Here is a 23,917-nt window from a genome sequence, read left to right as displayed (position 1 = left end):
GCCTCGCACGCGCCTGTGACAGTCCGGCGGCCGTAAAACCAAACCGCCGCTCCGCCGAGGTGGCGGAGCGGCAGTCAGGACGCCTCGGATCAGGCCGTACGGCGGCGCCGCGCGGTCAGCGTGAGCGCGCCGCCGAGCAGCAGCAGCGCCGCACCGCCGAAGGCGATCAGGCCGGTACGCTCACCCGTCTTCGGCAGCGTGCCGCCGTTGTTGGTGTTGCTCGCGTTGCTGGCGGTCGTCTGGCCGATGACCATGGCGACGCTGTTGTTCTTGTCCACCGGGTCGGCGACATTGGCGTTCACGACCGCGCTGCCGTCCTGGCCGGGCTTGGTGTCGTGCAGCTGCACCTTCACCTGGAAGCCGAAGCTCTTGTACGCGGCGAGCGTGCCGCCGTTGAAGGCGCAGCGCAGCGTGCGCGGGTTGTCGCCGCGGTGCTTGCAGGACGACGGGATCGCCGCGTAGCCGGTGTCGCTCGGGATCGTCACGTCGACGTACAGGCCGCTGGCCGCGCTCGGACCGTGATTGGAGACCGTACCCTTGACCACCACGTCGGACTTCGGCGCGCCGGTCACCTTGGTCAGCTTGACCTCCAGGTCGGCCTTGGCCTTGGCGCTGATCGGGATCGAGTACGTGTCGCCGTTGTCGGACGGGTCGTCGCTGGTCGCGGCCGCCGCGCTCGAGCTGATCCGCTTCGTCAGGACGCGGCTCTTGGCCGGCGTGTCATCCTGCTTCTTGGCGAACGTCTGCGCCTCCGCGGCTTTCAGCTCACCCTTGACGCCACCCTGGCCGCCGGTCAGCACGTCGCCGGGGTTGACGCTGCCGGACACGGTCAGCTGGACCTGCGCGGTTGCCAGGAAGTTGGCCTGCAGGTCGCCGACCGTGCAGGTCGCGCCGATGCTGCTGGTCTTCTTGCACGGCACGCTGAACTGGCCGTCGGTCCCCTTCAGGTTGACCGCCTTGATCGTGCTCTTGGCCGGTGCGCGTACGGAGAAAGTCACGTTCTTCGCGTCCGCCGTGCCAGTGTTTCGGATCTCCGCGACGGTCGTCGCGGTGCCGCCGACGTCGGTCACGTTGGTGTCCGGGATGACCGTGCCGAGGTCGATGCCGCCCGGGACGATGTCGACCTGGCCGGTCGCCTCGTTGTTCTTCTGGTTCGGGTCAGGCGTGCCGGACTTCGCCGACGCGGTGATCGTGCCGGCGGTGTGTGGCAGCGCGCCGCCTTTCGGCGCGTAGATGAACTGCAGGTTGCGCTTCTGCTGCGGGCCGAGATCGCCGATCGTGCAGGTGAAGTGACCGGTCTTGACCTCGTCGGCGACGCACGTCTTGCTGGCCGGGTCGGGGCCGTTCAACTGCGAAGGGTTGTCCAGCGCGGTCGCCTGTACGTCGACGACAACCGACTTGGCGACGGACGGCTTGTTGCTGTTGTTCTTCACCGTCACGATGAACGGCTTGCCGTTGCTGCCCTGCGCGACCTTCAGGCCGGTCACCGCGACGCTCAGGTCGGCCGGCGTGGCGGCGGCCTTCGGCAGCGTCTTCGGCGGGGCCTTGGAGGCGGGCGGTGACGGCGTTGCCGACGGGTCGGCCGGCGCCGGCAGCGTGTCGGCCGCCGCGACCGGCGTCAGCGGCATCAACGTCAGGCCGGCGACCAGGCCGGCTGCGGCCAACGGCCGGAGAAACGAAGTAGGTGCGCGCACCGCACTCCCCCGTGTTCTGTCAGAGACTCGTCATTGAGGTCCAGGTGAGGCGAGCCGGTGTTCCGGCCCACTGCACATAGGAGCCCTTAAGCTATCTCTAAGGTTGCAACGCGCGGCTGACTTTTCCGTTTCCTGCCCGAAAAGGCGAGGGACGTAATGCCGCAAAGCGGCCGAAAACGCTAGCCGGCCGGATGGCCGGAAAGGGCATCGGCGACGGCGGTGCGGATGTCATTGTGAAGTTCGCGCAAACCAACGCGGTCGGCCGCCACCTCAAGCACCCGGATCCCGGTGGCCGGCGCGCGTACGGCGTCGGCCAGCTCCTGCGCCGAGCCGGCCAGTTGGTGCGGGATGTCGTTGGCCGCGCACAGGCGGCTCAGGTCGGTGTCGTGCGGCGTGCCGAAGACCCGCTCGAACACGTCCGCGTACGCCGGCTCGCCCTGCTCCAGCAGCGAGAAGATCGCGCCGCCGTTGTCGTTGAACACCACGATCGTCAGGTCCGGACGCGGCTCACCGGGGCCGATCACCAGGCCGTTGTGGTCGTGCAGGAAGGTCAGGTCGCCGACCAGCGCGAAGCTCGGCCGGTCGGAGGCGAGCGCGGCGCCGATCGCGGTCGACACGTTGCCGTCGATGCCGGCCACGCCGCGGTTGGTGAGGACGTCGATGTCCGTACGCCGTGCGGCGAAGTAGTCGACGTCGCGCACCGGGTTGGACGAGCCACAGCACAACAGTGAGTCACTCGGCATCGCCGACACCAATGCCGCCGCCGCGAGTCCTCCGGACGGCCAGCTGCCGCGCAGCCGCTCGGCGACCACGTCGGCGGCCGCCTTGTCGGCCAGCGTCCAGGCCGGCAGCCATTCCGGGTCGGGGTCGTCCACCTCGACCTCGACCAGGTCCAGGACGATCCGCGACGCGGTGTGGAACGGGTCCGGCCAGCGCGGGTCCGGCTCGACCGCGGTGACGCCGACCTCCTCGCGCTGCACCAGCCGGGACAGCGACCGGCCGAGCGTCGGCCGGCCGATGACCAGCACGTGCTCCGGCGCGACCCGGTCAAGGAAGCCGCGGTCGCCGAGCAGCCAGGCGCCGGCGGCCAGCGACGAACCCCACGCGCCGCCGCTCGGCTCGCTGATCAGCGGCAGGCCATAGCCGGCGGCGAACCGCGCGGCGGCCTGGCCGTACCGGTCCGGTGCCTCGCCGGCGACCACGAGTGTGCGGCCAGGCAGCACGACCGGGTCGCCGACCTCGCGGTGCGACAGCCGCGGCGGCCGGGCCCACGGCTGGCCGTCGGCGCGGCCGGCCAGCGGCTCCGGCCAGTCGTCGTTGCCGTCCGCGTCCGGCACCAGCGGGTCGCGCAGCGGCAGGTTGAGGTGTACGGGGCCGGGCGAGGTGGTCGCCGCGGTCGCCATGTGGATCGCGCGGCAGATCTGCTCGCGCCAATAGCCGTTCTGGTTGGCGCGCCGCTCGGCGACGCCGAACTCGTGGAAATAGCGGACGGCCGTGCCGTACAGGTGGATCTGGTCGATGGTCTGCGACGCGCCGGTGTCGCGCAGCTCCGGCGGCCGGTCGGCGGTCAGCACCATCAGCGGTACGCCGGCGTGGTTGGCCTCCAGCACGGCCGGATGCAGGTTGGCCGCCGCCGTGCCGGACGTGCAGGACACCGGCACCGGCCGGCCGGACCGCTTGGCCAGGCCGAGGGCCAGGAAGCCGGCCGATCGCTCGTCGATGCGTACGTGCAGCCGCAATCGGCCGGCCGCCGCCGCGCGGGCGAACGCGAAGGACAGCGGAGCGTTGCGCGAGCCGGGCGAGAGCACCGCGTCGGTCACGCCGGCGAGCACCAGCTCGTCGACCAGCACGGTCGCCATCGCGGTCGAGGGGTTCATCGGGCACCAACGTTTTCTACGGTCGCCAGGCGTTCGCTCCAACGTCGGCTGGTGGATGGGTCCGCGGCCGCGGCGGCCAGCAGCGCCGGATCCGGCACCGGCTGGCGTACGTCGATCTGGCCGTCGACCGGAAGCAGCGGGTCGGTGACCACGTCGGCGGTCAGCAGGTGCACGGTCGCGAGGCCGCACGCGTACGGCAGCTCCGGCAGCGCGGCGGCCAACGCGACGCCGGCGGCGATGCCGACCGAGGTCTCCAACGCCGAGGACACGACGACCGGCAGGCCGATCCGCTCGGCGATCCGCAGGCAGGCGGCCACGCCGCCGAGCGGCTGCACCTTGAGCACCGCGATGTCGGCGGCGTCCAGCGCGACCACGCGGTAGGGGTCGTCGGCGCGGCGGATCGACTCGTCGGCGGCGACCGGCACGTCCGTACGCCGTCTCAGCGCGGCGAGGTCCTCGACGCTCGGGCACGGCTGCTCGGCGTATTCCAGGTCGAATCGCTTGAGCTCGGCGAGCGCCTGGTACGCGCGGTCGACCGACCAGCCGCCGTTGGCGTCCACCCGGATCCGGCCGTCGGACCCGATGGCGTCCCGTACGGCCTCGACCCGCGCGATGTCGTCGGCCAGCCGCTGGCCGGGCTCGGCGACCTTGACCTTGGCGGTGCGGCAGCCCCCGGAGCCGCGGACGATCGCCGCGGCCGCCTCCGGTCCGACCGCCGGCACGGTCACGTTGACCGGGACGCGCGCGCGCACCGGCTCCGGCCAACCGGTCTCGGCGGCCTCCCTGGCGGCCGCGAGCCACGGCACGCATTCGGCCGCGTCATAGTCCAGAAACGGGGAAAATTCGGCCCAACCGGCCGGGCCTTGGAACAACATTCCCTCGCGGACGGTGATACGCCGGAACCGCTGACGCATTCCGATCGCGTACGTTGTCCGTCCGAACCCCACAACCTCAGCGTACGTACCCACCTTTAGGCTCGCTGGGGTGGCTGCCTCATCAGTGTCTGAGATCTTCGATACAAACGCGTGGCGCGAGGTGCGGGGATTCGACTTTTCCGACATCACCTACCACCGCCAGGTGATCGACGGTCAGGACGGTCCGACCGTACGCATCGCGTTTGACCGGCCAGAGGTGCGCAACGCCTTCCGGCCAGAGACGGTCGACGAGCTTTATCGTGCGCTGGACCACGCGCGGATGACCTCCGACGTCGGCTGCGTGCTGCTGACCGGCAACGGGCCGTCGCGCAAGGACGGCGGCTGGGCCTTCTGCTCCGGCGGTGACCAGCGGATTCGAGGCCGCGACGGCTATCGCTATGTCAGCGGCGAGACGGTCGACCCGGCGCGCGCCGGCCGGTTGCACATCCTGGAATGCCAGCGGCTGATCCGGATGATGCCGAAGGTGGTGATCGCCCTGGTGAACGGCTGGGCCGCCGGCGGTGGACACAGCCTGCACGTGGTCTGCGACCTGACCATCGCCAGCGCCGAGCACGCGCGTTTCAAGCAGACCGACACCGCGGTCGGTTCTTTCGACGGCGGTTACGGCTCGGCCTATCTGGCGCGGCAGGTCGGTCAGAAGGTCGCCCGGGAGATTTTCTTTCTGGGGCGCGAATATTCCGCGCAGGACGCGTATCGGATGGGGACAGCCAACGCGGTCGTGCCGCATGCCGACCTGGAGAAGGTCGCGCTGGAATGGTCGGCGGAGATCAACAGCAAGTCGCCGACCGCGCAGCGAATGGCGAAATACGCCTTCAATCTGGTCGACGACGGCCTGATGGGTCAGCAGGTGTTCGCCGGCGAGGCGACCCGGTTGGCGTACATGACCGAGGAAGCCGTCGAGGGCCGGGACGCCTTCCTGGAGAAGCGCACGCCCGACTGGTCGAAATTTCCCTGGTATTTCTAGGATCGGCTCTCGTCGAGGCCGGGCGAGGCGGTGCGCAGGCCGGCGTCGCGGGCCGCCTTGATCATGGTTTTGTCGTACGTGACGAGGACCTCCGCGCCGACCTCGAGCGCGCTCGCCACGTGGATCGCGTCGAGCGATTTCAGCGTGCGGCTCGGAATCGCGATCGCTGACTGGACGACCTCGTCGGTGACGCCGACCTTGCGGAACTCGGCCAGATAGCGACCACCGATCGCCAACTCGCGCTCGGTCGCACCTTCACGCATCAGCGCGCGATTGGTCTCGACCACCGCGATCACGCTCGTCACCCATCGCAGGTTCGCCAGCCGGCCGAGGTAGGACCGCAGGGACCGCGTCCAGTCGTGCGGAATCACCAGCCGCACGATCGCGGACGTGTCGAAATAGATCATCCGGCCGGATCCCGGTCAGCGCGCACGTAGTCGAGAGCGTCGTCGATCTCGTGCTGCCCGCGCTCTCGGCCGACCGGCGGATATTTCTCCATCACGGCCAGGATTTCCGCTCCCGTGCCGCTGCCGCCGCTCTCCGGCATGGTCACGATGCCTTTCTCCACGAGCTCCTCCTGGCGACGTTCCTCGGCGGTCAGCGGCCGCAGCACGGCGACCGCTCTGCCACGGTTGGTGATCACGATTTCCTCACCTTCCTCGACCCGTTTCAGCAGGCCGGCGGTGTCGTGCCGGAGATCTCGGATGCCGATCGAAAACGCTGGATAGACGATGTCGACACGTGGCTGCGTGTCATCTCCATGATCCCTCGCCATGACCTGATGGTGTCACATTGAAGTGACATCTGCAAGAGAAGGGGTGGCCCGGCCGGGTGGACCTGACTCACCGCATCCGCGGGAAGGCTGCTTGCGGTTAGCCTGAGGGGGTGCAGAGGCGGCTGATCACGTTGACGGCGGCGGGTCCGGACGAGATACGGCGTTCGCTGCTGCCAGCGTTGGCCGCCGCGCTGGCCGGCGGCCCGGCGCTCGCGGCACTGCCGTCCGACCGGGTCGAGCAGGACCGCGCGCTGTCGGCGATCCGGCCGGACCAACGGCTGGAACACTCCGACGAGGAGATCGCGCTGGTCGTACCGACCTCCGGATCGACCGGCGAGCCCAAGGCGGCCCTGTTGTCGGCTCGCGCGCTGCGCGCGTCCGCCAACGCGACACACGCCTTTCTCGGCGGTCCGGGGAAATGGCTGCTGGCACTGCCGGCGACGCACATCGCCGGCCTGCAGGTGCTCGTACGCGCCACGCTCGCCGGCACCGATCCGGCGCTGATGGACCTGCGCGCCGGCTTCCGGCCACTGGACCTGGCCGCCGCGCTGGACGCGATGAACGGCGGCCGGCGATACGTGTCCCTGGTCCCGACACAGCTGCGCCGCGTACTCGACGCCGGCGGCCTCGCCGTCACCACGCTGGCCAGCGTCGACGCGGTGCTGCTCGGCGGCGCTCCGGCTCCGATCGCGCTGCGCGAGCAGGCCACCGACGCGGGGATCCCGATCGTCACCACGTACGGCATGACCGAGACCTGCGGCGGCTGCGTCTACGACGGACAGCCACTCGCCGACGTGGACATCGACCTGGCGCCCTCCGGCCGGATCAGCATCGGCGGTCCGGTGCTGTTCAGCGGCTATCGGCTGCGGCCCGACCTGACCGCCGAGGTGCTGGCCGGCGGCCGGTTCCGCACCTCCGACGTCGGACAGTGGTCGGCGACCGGCGGCCTGGAGGTCATCGGTCGCGCCGACGACGTGATCATCACCGGCGGCGTCAACGTCGCACCGGCCGCCGTCGAAGCCGCGCTCGCCTCGTGTCCGGGCGTGTCGGAGTCAGCGGTCACCGGTGTCGGCCACCCCGAGTGGGGCCAGGTCGTGATCGCCGTCATCACCCCGCACGCCGACGAACCGGCCCCGACCCTCGCCGTCGTACGCGCACACGTCAGCAGCCTGCTCGGCCCGCACGCCGCACCACGCGCCATCGCCGTCGTACCAGAACTGCCACGCCTGCCACTCGGCAAGATCGACCGCCAGGCCATCACCTCGATCGCCACCGAGCTCGGCCAAACCGTCGACTCCTGACCCGCGTTACCCGCTACAGCGCGAAACTGTCGTACCCCCCTGTCAATCTGAGCCCCCACCCAGATCGGGTGGGGGGCGGGTCCGCGTGGAAACTCAGCTAAGTTCAAAGTTGATCTTGGTGTGCGCGGGCTTCTTGTGCGTCGAGTGCGGGAAATCCCGCATCGCAGGCTCAGCAGAACCGGGCAAGCGCTCAGGGACGTACGGCGCGCAGGCCGCGGCGTGGTGATGGCAGCGGCGCCGGGCCGTCGGTCCGCGACGGCGCGGGCAGCGACACCGTGAAGACCGCACCGTGGCCGGGCTCGCCGGTGGCGGTGACGGAGCCGCCGTGGCCTTGTACGACCTCACGCACCAGCGCCAAGCCGAGGCCGAAGTTGCGGGCGCGGTGCGGCCCGCGCGCGAATCGGCGGAAGATGCGGCTCGCGTCGCGCGGATCGAGGCCGATGCCGGTGTCGCGTACGGACAGTCGCACGTGCCGGTCCGTCCGCTCCAGCGCCACGACGATCCGGCCGCCGGCGGTCGTGTGGCCCAAAGCGTTGTCCACCAGCGCGGACACGACACGCAGCAGCGCCGGCTGGATGCCGCGTACGACATAGCGAGCCGACGGATCGGCGACCAGTTCCAGCGAGACACCGGAACACTGCGCGCGCTCGGCCTCGGCGGACAACACCGACGACGCGACCAGCTCCAGGTCGACCGGAAATCCGCCGGCAGAGCCGCCGACCTGCGTCGACAGCAACAGGTCGTCGATCACCGAGGCCATGTCGTCGGTGTCGGCGACGAGTTTTCGCGCCTCGGCATCGCTCGAGAGCTTTCGCGCCAGCAACTGCGCGCGTACGCGCAACCGCGTCAGCGGCGTACGCAGCTCGTGGCTCGCGTCGGCGACGAACCGGCTCTGCCGGTCCAGCGCCTCCTCCAGCGGCGCCATCGCGCGCCGCGCCAGCACCAGGCCGGCCAGGGCCGCGCCGAACAGGCCGACCAGCTCGGCGATGCCGAGAGCGGTCGTCAGCCGCTGCCGCTCCTGCACCTGATAACGCAGGTCGAGAACGGCCTGCACGACCGTGGTGCCGCGCCGCTCGGTGCGGATCAGATAGTCGATCCCGCCGACCGTGGTCTCACGGACCTGCAGCACACCGGTACGCGCGACCTCGTCCATCGCCGAGCGCACCGGCAGCGCGACCGGCGCGCTCGGCGTACGCCGCGCCACAACGCCCTGCTCGGAAAACAGCCACACGCACGGCGGCGGATGTTCGATGTCACCGCGCACCACGTACGCGCGCAGGTCGCGCTCCGCGTCGGAATGCTGGCCGGCCAGCATCATGCCGAAGGACAGCGCCCCCATCAACAGCACCACGATCGTGACCGCACCGGCCAGCTGAGCCGTCAACACCCATCTCGCGCGGCGCAGCACGCGTTGGTCACCGCGGTTCATCTGTCCCTCCACCATCGGCCTACGACAACAAACACGGCGCAACGGAATTCCGCGTTCAAAGCTCACCGAGGCGATAACCGGTGCCGCGGACCGTACGCACCACCTTCCGGCCGAGTTTTCGCCGCAGGTAGTAGACGTAGGTGTCCACGATCGACTCCGACGCCGTGTCGGCGAAAACCTGCTCGCGCAGATCGGCGCGCTGATAGACGACATTGGGATGGCGCGCCAACAGGTGCAGCAGGTCGAACTCGCGACCGGACAGCGCCACGTCGCCGGTGCGCGTACGCACCACCCGCTGCGCGACATCGAGCAGGCCACGGCCGATCGGCAACTCGGTCGCGCCGCGCAGATGCCGGCGCCACAACGCGCGTACGCGAGCCAAAAACTCGTCGATGTCGAACGGCTTGACCAGATAGTCCTCGGCACCGGCGTCCAGGCCGGCGACCCGGTCGGCCACCGAGCCGCGGGCGGTCAGGATCAGCACGGGCACGTCGAAACCCTGCCTGCGCAGCCTCGCGAGCAGGTCGAGTCCGTCCAGCGCCGGCAGTCCACGGTCGAGCACCATCACCTGGTATGCGCGCGTCAGCGCCAAATGCAGGCCGCTCTGGCCGTCCGCGGCCTGGTCGACCCGATAACCCGCTCCGGCCAACAACTCGGCCAGCATCACCCGCAAATCGGCATCGTCGTCGACCACCAGCACCCGACCTGGCTGGTCAGGACAGCCGGTGGCGTCCGGTTGCCGGGACATCTCGACCACGCAGCGACTATGTCATGCCGTATCCACTTTCGTACCGACTCCGCACATCCTCAGAGAGTTCTGAGAATTCCGCCCTAGATTCCCGGCCAGATGCCGTGTGTGCGAGGAGGAGCCGAGAGTGTCAGAACAGTCCGTGGACTACCTGGTGATCGGTGCCGGCCCGGCCGGCCTGCAGCTCGCCTACTACCTGGAACGCGCCGGCCGCGACTACCTGGTCCTGGAAGCCGGCGCCGGTCCCGGCACGTTCTTCACGACTTTTCCGCGCCACCGCAAGATGATTTCCGTCAACAAGGTGCACACCGGCTGGACCGACCCCGAGCTGAACATGCGGATGGACTGGAACTCGCTGCTCAGCGACACCGAGAAGATGCTGTTCAGGAACTACTCGGAGAAGTTCTGGCCGCATCCGGACGATTTCGTCCGCTATCTCGCCGACTTCGTCGCCGAGTTCGGGCTGCGGGTCCGCTACGACAGCGAGGTCGTCCGGATCGAGCGCGACGGAGATTTCGTTGTCAGCACGGCCAACGGTGACCGCATCCGGTCGCGCCGGCTGGTCATGGCGACCGGTGTCAGCAAGCCGAACACGCCGGACATCCCGGGGGTGGAGCTGGCCGAGCAGTACGAGGACGTCTCGGTCGACCCGGACGATTTCACCGACCAGCGCGTGTTGATCGTCGGCAAGGGCAACTCGGCGTACGAGACGGCGGAAAACCTTATCGAGAAGGCCGCGGTCATCCACGTCGCCGGACCGCACTCGCAGAAGCTCGCGTGGCGTACGCATTTCGTCGGTCACCTGCGGGCGATCAACGCCAACTTCCTGGACACCTACCAGCTCAAGCTGCAAAACGCCGTGCTGGACGGTGCGGTCGAGAAAATCGAGCGCGACGGCGACGGACTCCGCGTCCACATCCATTACGCACGACGTGACGTGCACATGCAGGGCGCCTACGACCGGGTCATTTTCTGCACCGGTTTTCGTTTCGACGCCTCGATTTTCGCCGACGACTGCCGGCCGGCGCTGGCCATCTCGGGCCGGTTTCCGGACCAGACACCGGCCTGGGAGTCGGTCAACGTGCCGGATCTCTACTTCGTCGGCACCATCACGCAGATGCGCGACTTCAAGAAGTCGACCAGCGCGTTCATCCACGGCTTCCGCTACGGCGCGCGCTCGCTGAGCCGGATTCTGGACGAGCGCTACGAAAACACCGCGTGGCCGGCTCGTACGGTCGAGCCTGTCTCCGGTCTCTCGCTGGCCGACGCCATCATCGCGCGCGTCAACCGCAGCTCGGCGATGTGGCAGCAGTTCGCCTTCATCGGTGACCTGCTGACCATTGGCAACGACGGCGCCGCGTCCTATTACGAGGAGCTGCCGGTCGACCTGGTGCCGGACTCGCCGCTGGTCCAGGACGCACGCGAGTATTTCGTTGTCACGCTGGAATACGGCGAAGGTCACGACGAGATCGACCCGTTCGACATCGACGCCGGCAAGGCACGCGAAGGCGACGCCGGCCACGACCAGCGCTATCTGCATCCGGTGATCCGGCACTGGCGCGGTGGTGAGCTCGTGGCGATGCACCGGATGGACGAGAACCTGGAGAACGACTGGGCTCGCGAGGTCACGCACCGGCGACCACTCGCCGCCTTCCTGGACGCACAGCTCGGAGAGCCGGCCACGGCCGGCGACCGGCGATGAGCAGCCGCCGGCTGCTGACCGTACGAGATTTCGAGGCACCAGCAAGAGAAGCGCTGGCGCCGGCGCATTACGACTATTTCGCCGGCGGCGCATGCGACGAGATCACGCTGGCCGAAAACGAGGCGGCCTTCCGGCGGATCGCTTTGCTGCCAAGAATCCTGCGCGGCGCGGCGCAGCCGGACCTGGCGGTCGAGTTGCTCGGCTGCCGGGCTGCCACGCCGATCATGATCGCGCCGACCGCGTTCCACCGGATCGCCCATCCTGACGGCGAGATCGCGACCGCGCGTGCCGCGACCGCGGCCGGCGCGATCATGATCGCGTCGATGGCGTCCACCATCGCCATCGAGGAAGTCGCCTTGCGTGCCGCCGAAACCGGCACACCGCGGCTGTGGTTCCAGCTCTATCTGCAGCCGGATCTCGGCTTCACCGAGTCGGTCGTACGACGCGCCGAGGCGGCCGGCTGCAACGCGCTGGTGTTGACCGTCGACTCCGCGGTGTTCGGCCGGCACGAACGCGACGACCGCAACGACTTCCATCAACTTCCCGACGGTCTGGCCTGCGAAAACCTGCGCGACGCCGACGGGGTGGTACGGCCGATCCGGATGTCGCCGGAGTTTTCCTGGCGGCACCTGGAATGGCTGAGGTCGATCACCGATCTTCCGGTCGTGCTCAAGGGCGTCTTGCATCCGGACGACGGCCGGCTGGCGGTCGAGGCCGGCGCGGCCGCGGTCGTCGTATCCAACCACGGCGGCCGGCAGCTGGACACGGCACCGGCCACCATCCAGGCGCTGCCCGCGGTCGTACGTGCCGTCGACGGCCGCATTCCGGTGTTGCTGGACGGCGGCATCCGGCGCGGCACCGACGCGTTGAAGGCGCTCGCGCTCGGCGCATCCGCGGTGGCGATCGGCCGGCCGGTGATCTGGGGACTGACCGTGGACGGCGAAAAAGGCGTCGCCGAGGTGCTGGACATCCTGTGTGCTGAGCTGGAGCACGCGATGGTTTTGTGTGGCTATGACGCACTGACCGACCTCGGCGCCGACCTCCTGCGCCTGCCGTCCGGAGAATAGTGATGATGCCGGCGTTGCTCGTCGCCATCGCGGTGCTGCTCCTGGTAGTGAGCCTGCCGTGGTGGCTGCCGAAGATCGTGATCAGCCTGCGCGTACGGATTTTCGCGCGGATCAACGGACCCGACGGCGTGCTCGTGCCGGGTCCGGAGATCGGGATCGAGCATTTCCGCCAGCTGTACGCGCATCCGGCCGCCAACGGCCGCAGCCGCGGCGCCGCGCTGTCCGACCTGTTCTGGTATTGGCTGGCACCTGGTCCGCAGGTGCACCAGGAACACCTCGAGCCCGGCGCGCGATACGACGATGTCGCGCGTACGACAAGGAAAATCCTGGCGCGGCCGAAAGGCGAGGTGGAGCGCGTCCTGGCCAGGGTCGTACGCGACTATCTCGGCGAACTGGCCGTCACCGGAGCTCGTACGGTCCGGCTGCGCGAGCTGATGATGCCGATCTGGGCCGATTTCTACCACCAACTGGTCTTCGAGAAGCCGGCGACCGCACACACGCGAAAGTTGATCGTCGACAACGCCAACGATGTCATCACCGCGTTGAAATGCACCGGACTGCGGCACATGGACGTACGCGACCGCCTGACGCGGTTTCTGCGCGAGGCCATCGACAACGACGACATTCCGCATCCGCTGCCGGCCGCGCTGACGCCGGAGGAACAGGCCTGGTTTCTGCAGGGCACGTTCTTCAACACCGCGATCGTGCAGATGTCCGAGGCGATGACGCATCTTTTCCTGGTGCTGGCACGAAATCCGGAGATCCAGGAGCGGCTCCGCGACAATCCGGACGACGACCGCTATCTCGACCACGTCATGGACGAGACGTTTCGCAGCTATCCGCTGTTTGGCATCGCACACCGGATCACCACCGACGACATCGCTGTGACGCCGGAGCTGACGCTGCCGGCCGGCACGGTGCTGTGTTTCAGCTACGCCGATTTTCACGCCAGCGGCTTCGAAAACCCGCACACGTTCGATCCGGACCGGTGGAATCACCTGTCCGCGCGTACGGCCAACCACATCCCGTTTGGCGTCACGCAGAACCGGCCCTGTCCGGCGAAAGGCATCGCGCCGCTGACGATGCGGGTGGTCGTACGCGAAATGCTGGCGGCCGTGCGGTTCCACTCGTCGGCGACGCACGTCCGGTCGATCCCCAACCGCGGCCCGTGCGTACTGGTGCCGGTGGAAGACAGGGCAAAGCCGGTCGCGCGGCTGGCGGCTCAGCAGCTGCGCGACCGCGCGGAGGACGTCACGCGCAGCGTCAGCCAGCTCTTCCTCGGCACGTACATGGTGTGGGACGCGCGGCGCCAGCGCCTCACCGGACGGTATTTCGCCGACCACGAGACGGCTCAATCCGTCGGAGGACACGAGTGAAGAACTACGGGGTCTGGCTCGGTGCCGCCGCGATCATCGCCGGCGTCGGCCTGCACGTGCCGGACTACGTGATGGCCGCGCCCGACCATTTCATGATGGCCGGCATGGCGATGGGGACACCGATGAGCATCGGCATGTCGCTCATCATCGGCGGCCTCGCGGTGGCCGGCTGGAGCCTGATCTCGTACGGCCGGGCGCAAAAAATCGAGGGCGCGGTGAGTGCTGCCGACCGCTTCGCCGCGATCGACGGCGCGAAGCTCTCGCGTGCGCACGTCGTCCTGGCGGTGCTGCTGACCGTCGGCCTGGTGGTCGACACCATGAAGCCGGCCTCACTCGGTTTCGTGCTGCCCGGCATGCGCGAGGAATACGGCCTGAGCACCGCGATCGTCGCGACCTTTCCGTTGACCGCGTTGTTCGGCACGGTCGTCGGCTCGCTGATTTGGGGATATGTCGCGGATGTGATCGGCCGACGCTCGACGATCGTGTTTTCCTCGCTGCTCTATGTCGGCACCTCGATCTGCGGTTTCATGCCGGCCTTCGAGTGGAATCTGGTGATGTGCTTCATCATGGGCGCCTCGGCCGGCGGCATGCTGCCCACCGTCTACGCGCTGATGTCCGAGTCAGTCCCGTCGCGTTATCGCGGTTGGCTGCTGGTGCTGCAGAGCGGTCTCGGTGCCACACTTGGCTATCTGGTCGCCAGTGGCGCGGCCGCCGCGCTGGTTCCGTTGCTCAGCTGGCGATTCCTCTGGGTCCTCAACTTCCCGACCGGACTTTTGCTGCTGGTGCTGTGCGTCTGGATCCCCGAGTCGCCGCGGTTCCTCCTGTCGATCGGGCGCAACGCGGAGGCCGAGCGGGTGATGCGCACGTACGGCATCCAGCTGGTTTCCGGTGTCCCAGGCATGAAAACGGCGCCGGCTCCGGTCACTCCGCTGGTGCGGCGCAGTTTCGCCGGGAAAATCGGCGGGCTGCTCGTGCCGCGATATCGGTGGCGTACCGTCGCCGTCCTGCTCTATGGCCTCGGCTGGGGCTTGGTCAACTGGGGATTCGTGACGTTCCTGCCGACTTTCCTCGCTGGATCCGGCATGGCCGCGTCGGCGCCGTCGATGATCTTCACCGCGTCACTGCTCACCGTGCCGGCGACCGGACTCGCGGCTTTCCTCTACGCGCGGTGGAGCAGCCGGTGGTCGATCATCGTCTACGCGATGGCGACTGTCGTCGTGCTCGCGCTTTTCGTCGTGTTGCGGCCAGAACAGTGGCCGACCGCCGGCCCGCTGACCGCCATGCTGACCGTCCTGCTGATCGGCGCCGGTGGCATGATCGCGATGCTTTCGCCGTATGCGGCGGAAATCTATCCGACCGCGCTGCGCGGCACCGGCAGCGGCTTGGTCGCCGCCGCCAGCAAGGCCGGTGGCCTGGCCGGTCCGCTCATCGTCGCGGCCTCGCCGAGCCTGACGACGCTGGCGCTGGCCGGCCTGGTGCCGGTCGCGCTGGCGGCATTCGCCATCTGGCGCACCGGCATCGAGACCGCCGCGCGACCCCTGGTCGAAGCCGTCGACCCGGTCCCCGCCACGGACTGACCGGGCATTGACCGAATGCGACTTTGTTGACCTACTGAAGCGATCCAGGCGGTCAGGAAGGTCGCATTCGGACGCCGAACCGGCGGTCCGATTGTCACCTGGCGGGGAGTCGCAGCAGGTCAGGCGGCATCAGAAGACGCAATCGGAATCCGATTGCGTCTTCTGATGCGCACGTCGCCGCCACCGACCTCTTTGTCGGCGGCGGCGATTCTGTGCGTGCTTTGGTGCGCTCAGCCGGTCGCGCTGCCGAGGGTGACCGGGACCGAGATGGTCTGGCCGCCGCGTACGACGGTGAGCGTGACCTTGTCACCGGGGTTGTGCGAGCGCACGGCCGCGCCGAGGTCGTCGGCGCCGCTGATCGCCGTGTCTCCCACCTTGGTGATCACATCCCCGGCCTTCAGCCCGGCGTTGGCCGCCGGGCTCCCCGACGTTATCTGGGTCACCTGGGCGCCGCCACTCGACGTGTCCGTGACCGAGACGCCGAGGTTGGCGTGCGACGGCTGCTTGCCGGCCATCAGCTGGTTGGCCACCGACTGTACGGTCTCGGCCGGGATGGCGAAGCCGACGCCGATGTTGCCGCCCTGCGACCCGCTGTTGCCGCCGACCGACGCGATGGCCGTGGTGATGCCGACGACGCGGCCGTTGGCGTCGACCAGCGGGCCGCCGGAGTTGCCGGGGTTGATCGCCGCGTCGGTCTGGATGGCGTTGGCTACCGAGGCCGTCTCGCTCGGCTGTTGCTGCTGGTAGCGGCCGCCGCCACCTTGCTGGGCGCTGCCGAGCGTGACGCTGCGGTGCAGCGCGCTGACGATGCCGGAGGTGACCGAGCCCTCCAGGCCGAGCGGGTTGCCGATCGCGACCACCGTGTCGCCGACGTGCAGCGACGAGCTGCTGACGAAGGTGACCGGCTGCAGCCCGGAGACGCCGCTGACCTTGATCACGGCGATGTCGGTTGTCGGGTCGCGGCCGACGATCGTGGCCTTCGCGGACTTGCCGTTGGCGAACGTGACGGTGATCGTGCCGCCGCCGTTGGCCGCGTCGGCGACCACGTGGTTGTTGGTGACGATGTTGCCGTCGGCCGTCACGACCATGCCCGAGCCCTCGTCGCCGCCCTGGCTGGTGGTGACCTTGATCGAGACCACGCTGGGGCTGACCGCGGCGGCGATCTTGGAGATCAGCTGCTGCGGAGTGGTCGAGCCGCTGACCGGCGCCGCGGCCGACACCACCGGCGAGCCGGTGGACCCCGTCGCGTACAACACCGCGGCGGCTCCACCGGCGCCGGCCACGCCCCCGGTGACCAGCGCGGCCACGACGGCGACCGCGATCAGCGGAAACCGGTGGCGGCGGCTGCCGTCCGGAGGCGGCGGCGTCGGACCGAAGGCGCCGGCCGGGGGTACGGGTGGAGGGCCGCCGATGGAGGCGGCGCCAACGGCCGGCGCATAGGCCGGTGTCGCGAAGGCGTACGTGTCGTCCACGGCCGCGGACTCGTCGGGGCGCGTCGGCGCGTCACCACCGGCTTCCGGCTCGCCCGCCGGCTGCCACGGCTGCTGGGGATCGGTGTGCTCGCTCATAACGTCAACCGTCCTGCGGCTACCTCAGAACTGCCTGAGAACGCCGTAGGAATGCACTGAGTTGCCAATAGGAAACCAGTAAGCGAAATGTCACCTAGCTAAAGACTTCCACAGAGCCGTTGTTGCTGGTCGCGGAGATGACGTACGGCGAGCTCGGATTCTGGTCGACCTTCACCTTCGCCGGTGTGTTCAGGCTCTCCGCGTCGACCCGGTAGGCCACCCCTGGCGGCACCTGGATGCCGATCGCGCCGTTCACGCTCGTCGCGGTGACGGCGGCCGGCGCGACGACGAAGTCCAGCCGGAGCTGACCGTTGACCGACGACGCGTCCAGCCGCTGCGACTGCGCGCCACCGACCCTGATCTCGCCGTTTTCCGTCCGTACGCGTACCGCCCCGACCGGCGCGTTCACCTCCACCCGGCCGTCGGTGGAGTGCGCGTCGATGGCTCCGGCGATGTCGTCCACCCGCAGCGAGCCGGTCTGGGTGTTGAGCCGCAACTCGGTCGACCGCGGCACGCTGATGGTCAGCTCCAGCGAGCACCGCCGCTCGCCGCGCAGGCAGCCGCCGCTCACGTGGGTCGTGCCATCGCCGGCGGTGGCCGCGAAGGTCGGCTCGCGAGTGGTGTAGTAGCCGTCCGCGCCGACGCTGATCTGTCCGTCGACGCCGGGTTGGATGGTGATGTCGGCGTCCTGCGTGTCGACCTGCAACGTACGCGCCGCGTTCACCTGCTTGAACATCCGGAAGGCGATCGTGCCCGGCAGCGCTCTGGAGATCAGCGAGCACGACATGATCGAGGACGCCACCAGCAACAGGATCAGGCCGCCGGCGACGATCGGTCCGCGGTACGGCGCTTTCGGCGGTGCCTCGGTCGGGGTCACCTCAGGCCCCCAGATAGCGCAGCACGGCGAGGACGCGCCGGTGCTCGCCGTCCTCGGCGCGTAGGCCGAGCTTGAGGAAGATGCTGCTGATGTGCTTCTCCACGGCCGCCGGCCCGATCACCAGCGCCGCACCGATGCCGGCGTTGGACTTGCCTTCGGCCATCGCGGCGAGCACGTCCCGCTCACGTGGTGTCAGCGTGGCCAGCGGGTCCTTCCGGCGGCTGCGTACGAGCAGCTGCTTGACCACCTCGGGGTCCAGCGCGGTGTCACCGTCGGCGACCCGGCGCACCGCGTCGACGAAGTCCTCGACCTCGGCCACCCGGTCTTTCAGCAGATAGCCGACGCCGTCCGGGTTGTCGCCGATCAGATCGGTGGCATAGCGCTCCTCGACGTACTGCGACAACACCAGCACACCAGTCTGCGGCCACCGGTTGCGGATCACCAGCGCGGCGCGCAGGCCCTCGTCGACGAAGGTCGGCGGCATGCGTACGTCCACGACGCACACGTCCGGCCGGTGCTCGGCGACCGCACGCAGCAGCCCTTCGCCGTCGCCGACCGCGTCGGCGACCTCGATGTCCTGCTCGACCAGCAGCCGGCGCAGGCCTTCGCGCAACAACGCGGAATCCTCGGCGATCACGACCCGCATGCCAGCTCCACTTCGATCACGGTTGGCCCGCCCGGCGGGCTGGACAGTCGCAGGACACCATCGACGCCGGACACCCGGTCGGCGAGGCCGGTCAGTCCGCTGCCGCCGGCCGGGTCGGCGCCGCCACGGCCGTCGTCGGTCACGCGTACGCACAACCGGTCGCCCTGCCGGCGGATGACCACCTCGGCGCGGGTGGCCTGCGCGTGTTTAGTGACGTTGGTGAGCGCCTCGGTGACCACGAAATAGGCGATCGCCTCGACGGTGATCGGCGGCCGCGGCTCGGCGCGTACGTCCACCGACACCGGGATCGGCAGCCGCGCGGCGATCGCGGACAGCGCCGCGTCCAGGCCGCGGTCGGTCAGCACCGGCGGATGCAGGCCACGGGTCAGGTCACGGATCTCGCTGATCGCCTGCCGCGCGTCCTGCCGCGCCTCCTCGACCAGCGCCAGATTGTCGGCGTCGCCGCTGGCGCGCAGCCGTGCACTCAGCCGGCCGAGCGTCATCGACATCGCCACCAGCCGCTGTTGTGCGCCGTCGTGCAGGTCGCGCTCGATCCGCCGGCGCTCCGCCTCGGCCGCGTCGACGACACGCGCGCGGCTCTCGGTCAGCTCCTCGACCCGCTCGGACATCGGCTGCCGGCGCGGCGGACCGAGCAGTGTCCGGGCCAGCGCGATGTCCAGGCCGCGCAGCAGTCGTACGAGCCACGGCGACACGACGAGCAGGACGATCACCGCGACCACACAGACCAAGATCGCGTGTCCCTTGCTGGCGACCGTCACACCGAGCACGTTGGCGCGCCCGCTCGGCAGGGTCTTGTAATACAGCGGCAGCGCCGCGACGGTCAGCGGCACCGACCACGCGATGACGACCACCACCGAGGTGGCGGTGGCGACCGGGATGAGCAGCAGGAAGTACGCCGCCTGGCGCCAGAAGGCGCCGCTGCCGACCAACGTGGTGACCGCGCGCGGCGTGCCCTGGTCGAGCCGTGGCAGCCGTGGGGAGGGCAGGAACAGGCCGCAGGTCGCGGCATAGCGCGTACGCTCCGCGTCGGCGACCCGGAACAGCAGCCGGGCGGCCGGCGCGAGCAGGAACAGGCCGACGCCGAACGGCACCAGCACGACGGCCGCCAACACCACCAGCAACACGCCGATGCCGAGCAGTCCCATGACCGCGTCGGTGGCCAGGTGCGCGCAGCCCCGCCAGAGCCGCGCGGAGAAGAACGCTCGCGGGCCGAATGCGGAGATGCGGTCCGGGCCCGACACCTCCGCTACCTGCATGGAGTCAAGCCTATGGAGCGGTCAAGCCGGAGCGGCATCCGGCGGCCCCACCGCCCGGCGGTAGGGAAAACCCCCGTACGGTCCGTGGGCCGGCTCGACCGATTTTTCTCGCCGTACGGACCAGGGTTGATGGCATGGCCAACGACCTTCTCACAGACGCGTTGGACGACCGGATCGGCGAGATCGTCGACGAGGTCCTCGCCGACCGAGCCGAGCGCGCCAAGCCGGTGCTGCACCCACTGCTGCCGGTGATCTGCGTCCTGCTGCTCGCGGTCGTCGGGATTTCCTTGCTGATCCAGGAAAATCCGGTCGCCGTCGCGATGGTGTGGGGATCGGCCGCGGTCATCTGCGCATACCTGACCCGGCTGGCCGGCAAATGAACCGGCGCGCGTTCTTCGTTGCCGTCGCGGTGATGTCGGTGTTGGCGCCATGGTGTGTCGTACTGGCGCACACGCTGCCGGCGACGGCCACCGTGCCGAACTGGTCGCTGGCCTGGGTCGGCCTGGACTGCGGCGAGGCGCTGGCCGCCGGGCTGACCGCGCTGCTGATCCTGCGGCGCGATCCGCGGTCGGCGCTGACCTCGACCGTCGGGGGCGCGCTGCTGCTCGCCGACGCCTGGTTCGACGTCACGACATCCATCGGTGGCGACTACGTGCAGGCCGTCGTTATGGCCGTGTTGCTGGAGATCCCGCTGGCGACGCTGGCCTTTTGGTACGCCTCCTCGGTTTTGCTCCGGCCAGAGCCTGAGTTCCGCAGCGACTGGACGCGCCGGCACGAATCACAGCCCAACCCGCCAGCGCTTCGCCCGCTTGACCGGACAGAATGGAGTCAATCGAGGCATTGAGGAGGACCGGTGGCGACGACGGCGCAGTGGTTGGAAGGTGCGCGGCCGCGTACGCTGCCGGCCTCCACCTCCGGGGTCATCGCCGGCACCGGCGCGGCGGCGGCACTTGGCGGCTTCTCGCTGTGGCGTGCGTTGCTCGCGCTGATCGTGGCGCTGGCGCTGCAGATCGGCGTGAACTACGCCAACGACTACTCCGACGGCATCCGCGGCACCGACGAGAACCGGGTCGGGCCGTTCCGGCTGGTCGGGTCGGGGTCCACGTCCGCGACATCGGTGAAGTACGCCGCGTTCGCCGCCTTCGCGGTGGCCGCGCTGGCCGGCCTGGCACTGGTGGTCGCCACCCAGGCGTGGTGGCTGCTGGTCGTCGGCGTCGCCTGCATCCTGGCCGCCTGGTACTACACCGGCGGCAAGCGGCCGTACGGCTACAACGCGCTCGGTGAGGTCTTCGTCTTCGTCTTCTTCGGTCCGGTCGCGGTGCTCGGCACGACGTACGTGCAGGCCCTGACGATCTCCTGGCCGGCGCTCGCGGCGGCCGCCGGCATTGGCGCGTACGCCTGCGCGATCCTGGTCGCCAACAACGTGCGCGACATCCCCACCGACTCGCAGACCGGCAAACGTACGCTCGCGGTCCTGATGGGCGACCGGGCCAGCCGCATCCTGTGGGCCGCGCTGGTGATCCTGGCTCAGGTGCTGGGCATCGTGGTCGCCATCTGGCACGGCTGGGCCTGGCTGTCACTGCTCGGCATCCCGATGGCCGTGCGCGCCGCCGGCCCGCTGCTGGCTCGCAAGACCGGCCTCGCGCTCATCCCCACGCTGCGCGACACCGGCCTGGCCGAGCTCTGCTATGCCATCGGCCTCGCCGCCGGCCTGGCCCTCTCCGCCACCGCCTGACTACCCGCTACGGCGCGAAACTGTCACACCCCCCTGCCAATCTGAGCCCCCACCCAGATCGGGTGGGGGGTGGGTTCGCGTGGCAACTCACATAAGTAAGAAAGTTGATCTTGATCGTACGGCCGCGAAAAACAGGTGGCCGGTGGAAGAACGGCCAGGTACAGTCTTGCGGCCGTGCGCCTAGTCCAGGCGCCACCCGTCGAAAGCCGGACGCCGCATCGCCGCGGAGGGTCCAAGGCAGTGGGACCACCGCGACGCTGCCGGAGTTTGCATGCTCGAGACCGAGACCGACGAGATCATCCAGGCCGAACGCGACCACCTGACCACCGCGCGCGAGGCGCTGCGAAGGATGCGTGAGCAGGCCGAAAGCCTCGACACCCACAGCGACGACTTCGCCACCAGGATCGGCGCCATCCGCGCGCAGTCGGCGCATGCCACCACCTTCGTCTCCGACGAGGCGCTGGCCGGCGAGCTGCAGCGGCGCGTCAAGGTGCTCTACGACGATGGCAAGACCCCGCTCTTCTTCGGCCGCATCGACCACGGCGACGACGGGCCGTACGCCGGCGAGACCTACCACATCGGCCGCCGGCACATCGCCGACGAGAGCAACGAGCCGCTGGTCGTCGACTGGCGAGCACCGGTTTCGGAGGCGTTCTACCGCGCGACCGCGAGCGACCCGCGCGGAGTGGTACGCCGCCGCCGCTTCGGCTTCCACGACGGCGAGCTCACCTCGTACGAGCAGGAGCGGCTGGACCAGGGCGAGACCCTCGGCCTCGCCTCCGAGCTGCTGACCCAGGAGATCGAGCGGCCGCGCGTCGGCCCCATGCGCGACATCGTGGCGACCATCCAGCCGGACCAGGACGCGCTGGTACGCGCCGACCTGGACGACTCGCTGTGCATCCAGGGCGCGCCCGGCACCGGCAAGACCGCGGTCGGCCTGCACCGCGCCGCGTACCTGCTGTTCAGCTATCCCGACCGGCTCCGTCGCTCGGGCGTGCTGGTGGTCGGCCCCAACCGCGCCTTCCTGTCCTACATCGCGCAGGTGCTGCCGGCCCTCGGCGAAGGCGGCGTCGAGCAGAAGACGGTGACCGAGCTGCTGGCGCCGGTCGACATCCGCGCGACCGACTCGCCGGAAGCCGCGCGGGTGAAGACCGACGCGCGGATGGCCGAGGTGATCCGGCGAGCGTTGTATGGACGGGTCCGCAAGCCGACCGAGCCGCTGGTCATCCCGGACGGGTCGCTGCGGTTCCGGATCGGACCGGCGCGGATCGGCGGCATCATCGACGAGCTGCGCGCCGACGATCTGCGCTATGCGGCGGCGCGCGAGCGGCTGCGTACGCGGCTGGCCTATCTCGCCCGCGCGCAGGCCGAGGCACGCGGCGACTCTCCGACGGAGAGCTGGGTCGCGAAGATCGGTCGCTCCAAGCCGGTGAAGGAGCTGACCGACAAGCTCTGGCCGGCCGTCGACGCGCCGGGCCTGATCGCCGAGCTGCTGTCCGACCGTACGCTGCTGGCCAGCGCCGCCGACGGCATCCTGACCGCGGCCGAGCAGGCGGCGATCAGCTGGGACAAGGTGCCCAGGACCAAGCGCCAGATCCGCTGGACCAGCGCCGACACCGTCCTCATCGACGAGGCCGCCGACCTGCTCGAACGCACCGGCTCAGCGGGTCACGTGGTGATCGACGAGGCACAGGACCTGACCGCGATGCAGGCGCGCGCGGTCGGCCGGCGCGCGCGGCACGGCTCGGTGACCGTGCTCGGTGATCTCGCTCAAGGCACGACGGTGAACGCGCCGACCGACTGGCCGGAACTACTGGACGCGCTCGGCAAGCCGGCCGCGCGCATCCTGCCGCTGACCACCGGTTATCGCGTACCGGCCGAGGTCATCGAGCTGGCCAACAAGCTGCTGCCGGCCCTGCACTCCGGCGTGCTGCCGGCCGAGTCGGTGCGGCACGCGCCCGGGTCGTTGGTCGTACGGTCGGTGCCGGCTGTCCTGCCGGCGCTCGTCGAGGCCGGCACCGCGGCTCTGGAGCAGCCCGGCTCGGTCGGTGTGATCGTGGCCAACGACTCGGTCGCCGCGGTCGCCGACGCGTTCACCGCCGCTGGCGTCGCGTACAGCGTGAGCGGGTCCGACGACGAGGAGCAGCAGCTGGTCGTGGTGCCGGCGGCGCTGGCCAAAGGCCTGGAGTTTGACCACGTCATCGTCGGCGAGCCGGCCGACATCGTGGCCGCCGAGGCGCGCGGTCTGCACCGCTTGTACGTCGTACTCACCCGCGCCGTCTCGCGCCTCACCGTGCTGCACGCCGCGCCGCTGCCCGACCCGCTCGGCTGATTGGTCGCATGGCCACCATGCTTGCGTCAGATGCACG

21 protein-coding genes are annotated in these 23,917 nt (G+C 69.6%); 10 read left to right on the top strand and 11 right to left on the bottom strand.

The genetic code is table 11. The features are described 5' to 3' along the window. Positions 1-89: 89 nt before the first annotated feature. The 3 genes from GNX95_RS16810 to GNX95_RS16800 all read right to left on the bottom strand — a co-directional run bounded on the left by GNX95_RS16810 (position 90) and on the right by GNX95_RS16800 (position 4,518). On the bottom strand, positions 90-1,694 hold the full coding sequence (locus tag GNX95_RS16810) for an LPXTG cell wall anchor domain-containing protein (RefSeq protein WP_163508359.1): 1,605 nt from the start codon (positions 1,692-1,694) through the stop codon (positions 90-92). Positions 1,695-1,873: 179 nt separating this feature from the next. Then, positions 1,874-3,571, bottom strand: coding sequence for a 2-succinyl-5-enolpyruvyl-6-hydroxy-3-cyclohexene-1-carboxylic-acid synthase (gene menD / locus GNX95_RS16805; protein WP_163508358.1), 1,698 nt, complete (start codon positions 3,569-3,571; stop codon positions 1,874-1,876). After that, on the bottom strand, positions 3,568-4,518 hold the full coding sequence (locus tag GNX95_RS16800; RefSeq protein WP_281356930.1) for an o-succinylbenzoate synthase: 951 nt from the start codon (positions 4,516-4,518) through the stop codon (positions 3,568-3,570). The genes menD and GNX95_RS16800 overlap by 4 nt, the downstream gene beginning before the upstream one ends. Before the next feature lie 37 nt (positions 4,519-4,555). Between GNX95_RS16800 and GNX95_RS16795 the strand changes: the two genes are divergently transcribed. Further along, a complete protein-coding gene (locus tag GNX95_RS16795) occupies positions 4,556-5,470 on the top strand; it encodes a 1,4-dihydroxy-2-naphthoyl-CoA synthase (protein ID WP_163508356.1) in 915 nt (304 codons plus the stop codon). Here GNX95_RS16795 and GNX95_RS16790 read toward each other — a convergent pair. Next, positions 5,467-5,877: a type II toxin-antitoxin system VapC family toxin gene (locus GNX95_RS16790; RefSeq protein WP_163508355.1), complete on the bottom strand. Its 411-nt coding sequence runs from the start codon at positions 5,875-5,877 to the stop codon at positions 5,467-5,469. The genes GNX95_RS16795 and GNX95_RS16790 overlap by 4 nt on opposite strands. Beyond that, positions 5,874-6,245 (bottom strand): type II toxin-antitoxin system Phd/YefM family antitoxin, encoded by a 372-nt coding sequence (locus GNX95_RS16785; RefSeq protein WP_163508354.1) that lies wholly within the window; start codon positions 6,243-6,245, stop codon positions 5,874-5,876. The genes GNX95_RS16790 and GNX95_RS16785 overlap by 4 nt, the downstream gene beginning before the upstream one ends. A 110-nt stretch (positions 6,246-6,355) precedes the next feature. On the opposite strand from GNX95_RS16785, the gene menE reads away from it, so the two are divergent. Further along, complete coding sequence (gene menE / locus GNX95_RS16780) at positions 6,356-7,546, top strand: o-succinylbenzoate--CoA ligase (RefSeq protein WP_246281659.1); 1,191 nt, start codon at positions 6,356-6,358, stop codon at positions 7,544-7,546. A gap of 190 nt (positions 7,547-7,736) precedes the next feature. On the opposite strand, the gene GNX95_RS16775 is transcribed toward menE, so the two are convergent. Together GNX95_RS16775 and GNX95_RS16770 are read right to left on the bottom strand one after the other, a co-directional pair. After that, on the bottom strand, positions 7,737-8,975 hold the full coding sequence (locus GNX95_RS16775; protein WP_163508353.1) for a sensor histidine kinase: 1,239 nt from the start codon (positions 8,973-8,975) through the stop codon (positions 7,737-7,739). Between the two features lie 55 nt (positions 8,976-9,030). Continuing rightward, positions 9,031-9,723 carry a response regulator transcription factor gene (locus tag GNX95_RS16770; protein WP_187369688.1) on the bottom strand — a complete coding sequence of 231 codons (693 nt, stop codon included), beginning with the start codon at positions 9,721-9,723 and terminating at the stop codon, positions 9,031-9,033. Between the two features lie 127 nt (positions 9,724-9,850). Here GNX95_RS16770 and GNX95_RS16765 point away from each other — a divergent pair, with 127 nt between their 5' ends. The 4 genes from GNX95_RS16765 to GNX95_RS16750 are packed head-to-tail and all read left to right on the top strand — an operon-like array spanning position 9,851 to position 15,445. Continuing rightward, positions 9,851-11,425 carry an NAD(P)-binding domain-containing protein gene (locus GNX95_RS16765; RefSeq protein WP_163508352.1) on the top strand — a complete coding sequence of 525 codons (1,575 nt, stop codon included), beginning with the start codon at positions 9,851-9,853 and terminating at the stop codon, positions 11,423-11,425. Continuing rightward, entirely contained in the window at positions 11,422-12,492 is a 1,071-nt protein-coding gene (locus GNX95_RS16760) for an alpha-hydroxy acid oxidase (RefSeq protein WP_222853712.1), read from the top strand. The genes GNX95_RS16765 and GNX95_RS16760 overlap by 4 nt, the downstream gene beginning before the upstream one ends. Before the next feature lie 5 nt (positions 12,493-12,497). Further along, positions 12,498-13,868: a cytochrome P450 gene (locus tag GNX95_RS16755; RefSeq protein ID WP_163508351.1), complete on the top strand. Its 1,371-nt coding sequence runs from the start codon at positions 12,498-12,500 to the stop codon at positions 13,866-13,868. After that, the gene (locus GNX95_RS16750; RefSeq protein WP_163508350.1) at positions 13,865-15,445 is read left to right on the top strand and encodes an MFS transporter; all 1,581 of its coding nucleotides are present in this window, start codon (positions 13,865-13,867) and stop codon (positions 15,443-15,445) included. The genes GNX95_RS16755 and GNX95_RS16750 overlap by 4 nt, the downstream gene beginning before the upstream one ends. A 230-nt stretch (positions 15,446-15,675) precedes the next feature. On the opposite strand, the gene GNX95_RS16745 is transcribed toward GNX95_RS16750, so the two are convergent. From GNX95_RS16745 to GNX95_RS16730, 4 genes are all read right to left on the bottom strand, one after another. Beyond that, positions 15,676-17,013, bottom strand: a complete 1,338-nt coding sequence (locus GNX95_RS16745) for a S1C family serine protease (RefSeq protein WP_163508349.1) — start codon at positions 17,011-17,013, stop codon at positions 15,676-15,678. A gap of 94 nt (positions 17,014-17,107) precedes the next feature. Then, on the bottom strand, positions 17,108-17,890 hold the full coding sequence (locus tag GNX95_RS16740; RefSeq protein ID WP_163508348.1) for a DUF4097 family beta strand repeat-containing protein: 783 nt from the start codon (positions 17,888-17,890) through the stop codon (positions 17,108-17,110). A gap of 1 nt (position 17,891) precedes the next feature. Further along, positions 17,892-18,536, bottom strand: a complete 645-nt coding sequence (locus GNX95_RS16735; RefSeq protein WP_163508347.1) for a response regulator transcription factor — start codon at positions 18,534-18,536, stop codon at positions 17,892-17,894. Next, positions 18,524-19,813, bottom strand: coding sequence for a sensor histidine kinase (locus GNX95_RS16730; protein WP_163508346.1), 1,290 nt, complete (start codon positions 19,811-19,813; stop codon positions 18,524-18,526). The genes GNX95_RS16735 and GNX95_RS16730 overlap by 13 nt, the downstream gene beginning before the upstream one ends. Before the next feature lie 134 nt (positions 19,814-19,947). Here GNX95_RS16730 and GNX95_RS16725 point away from each other — a divergent pair, with 134 nt between their 5' ends. From GNX95_RS16725 to GNX95_RS16710, 4 genes are all read left to right on the top strand, one after another. Continuing rightward, a complete protein-coding gene (locus GNX95_RS16725; protein ID WP_163508345.1) occupies positions 19,948-20,193 on the top strand; it encodes a hypothetical protein in 246 nt (81 codons plus the stop codon). Next, positions 20,190-20,657: a hypothetical protein gene (locus GNX95_RS16720; RefSeq protein WP_163508344.1), complete on the top strand. Its 468-nt coding sequence runs from the start codon at positions 20,190-20,192 to the stop codon at positions 20,655-20,657. The genes GNX95_RS16725 and GNX95_RS16720 overlap by 4 nt, the downstream gene beginning before the upstream one ends. Before the next feature lie 9 nt (positions 20,658-20,666). After that, positions 20,667-21,548: a 1,4-dihydroxy-2-naphthoate polyprenyltransferase gene (locus tag GNX95_RS16715; RefSeq protein ID WP_163508343.1), complete on the top strand. Its 882-nt coding sequence runs from the start codon at positions 20,667-20,669 to the stop codon at positions 21,546-21,548. Positions 21,549-21,819: 271 nt separating this feature from the next. Next, positions 21,820-23,880: a HelD family protein gene (locus GNX95_RS16710; protein ID WP_163508342.1), complete on the top strand. Its 2,061-nt coding sequence runs from the start codon at positions 21,820-21,822 to the stop codon at positions 23,878-23,880. Positions 23,881-23,917: the final 37 nt, after the last annotated feature.

It is taken from the genome of Fodinicola acaciae (assembly GCF_010993745.1).
In the GTDB taxonomy this organism is placed as follows: Bacteria; Actinomycetota; Actinomycetes; order Mycobacteriales; family HKI-0501; genus Fodinicola; species Fodinicola acaciae.
The sequence above is the reverse complement of the archived record's forward strand: the minus strand, read 5'-3'. Positions and strand labels throughout refer to the sequence as shown.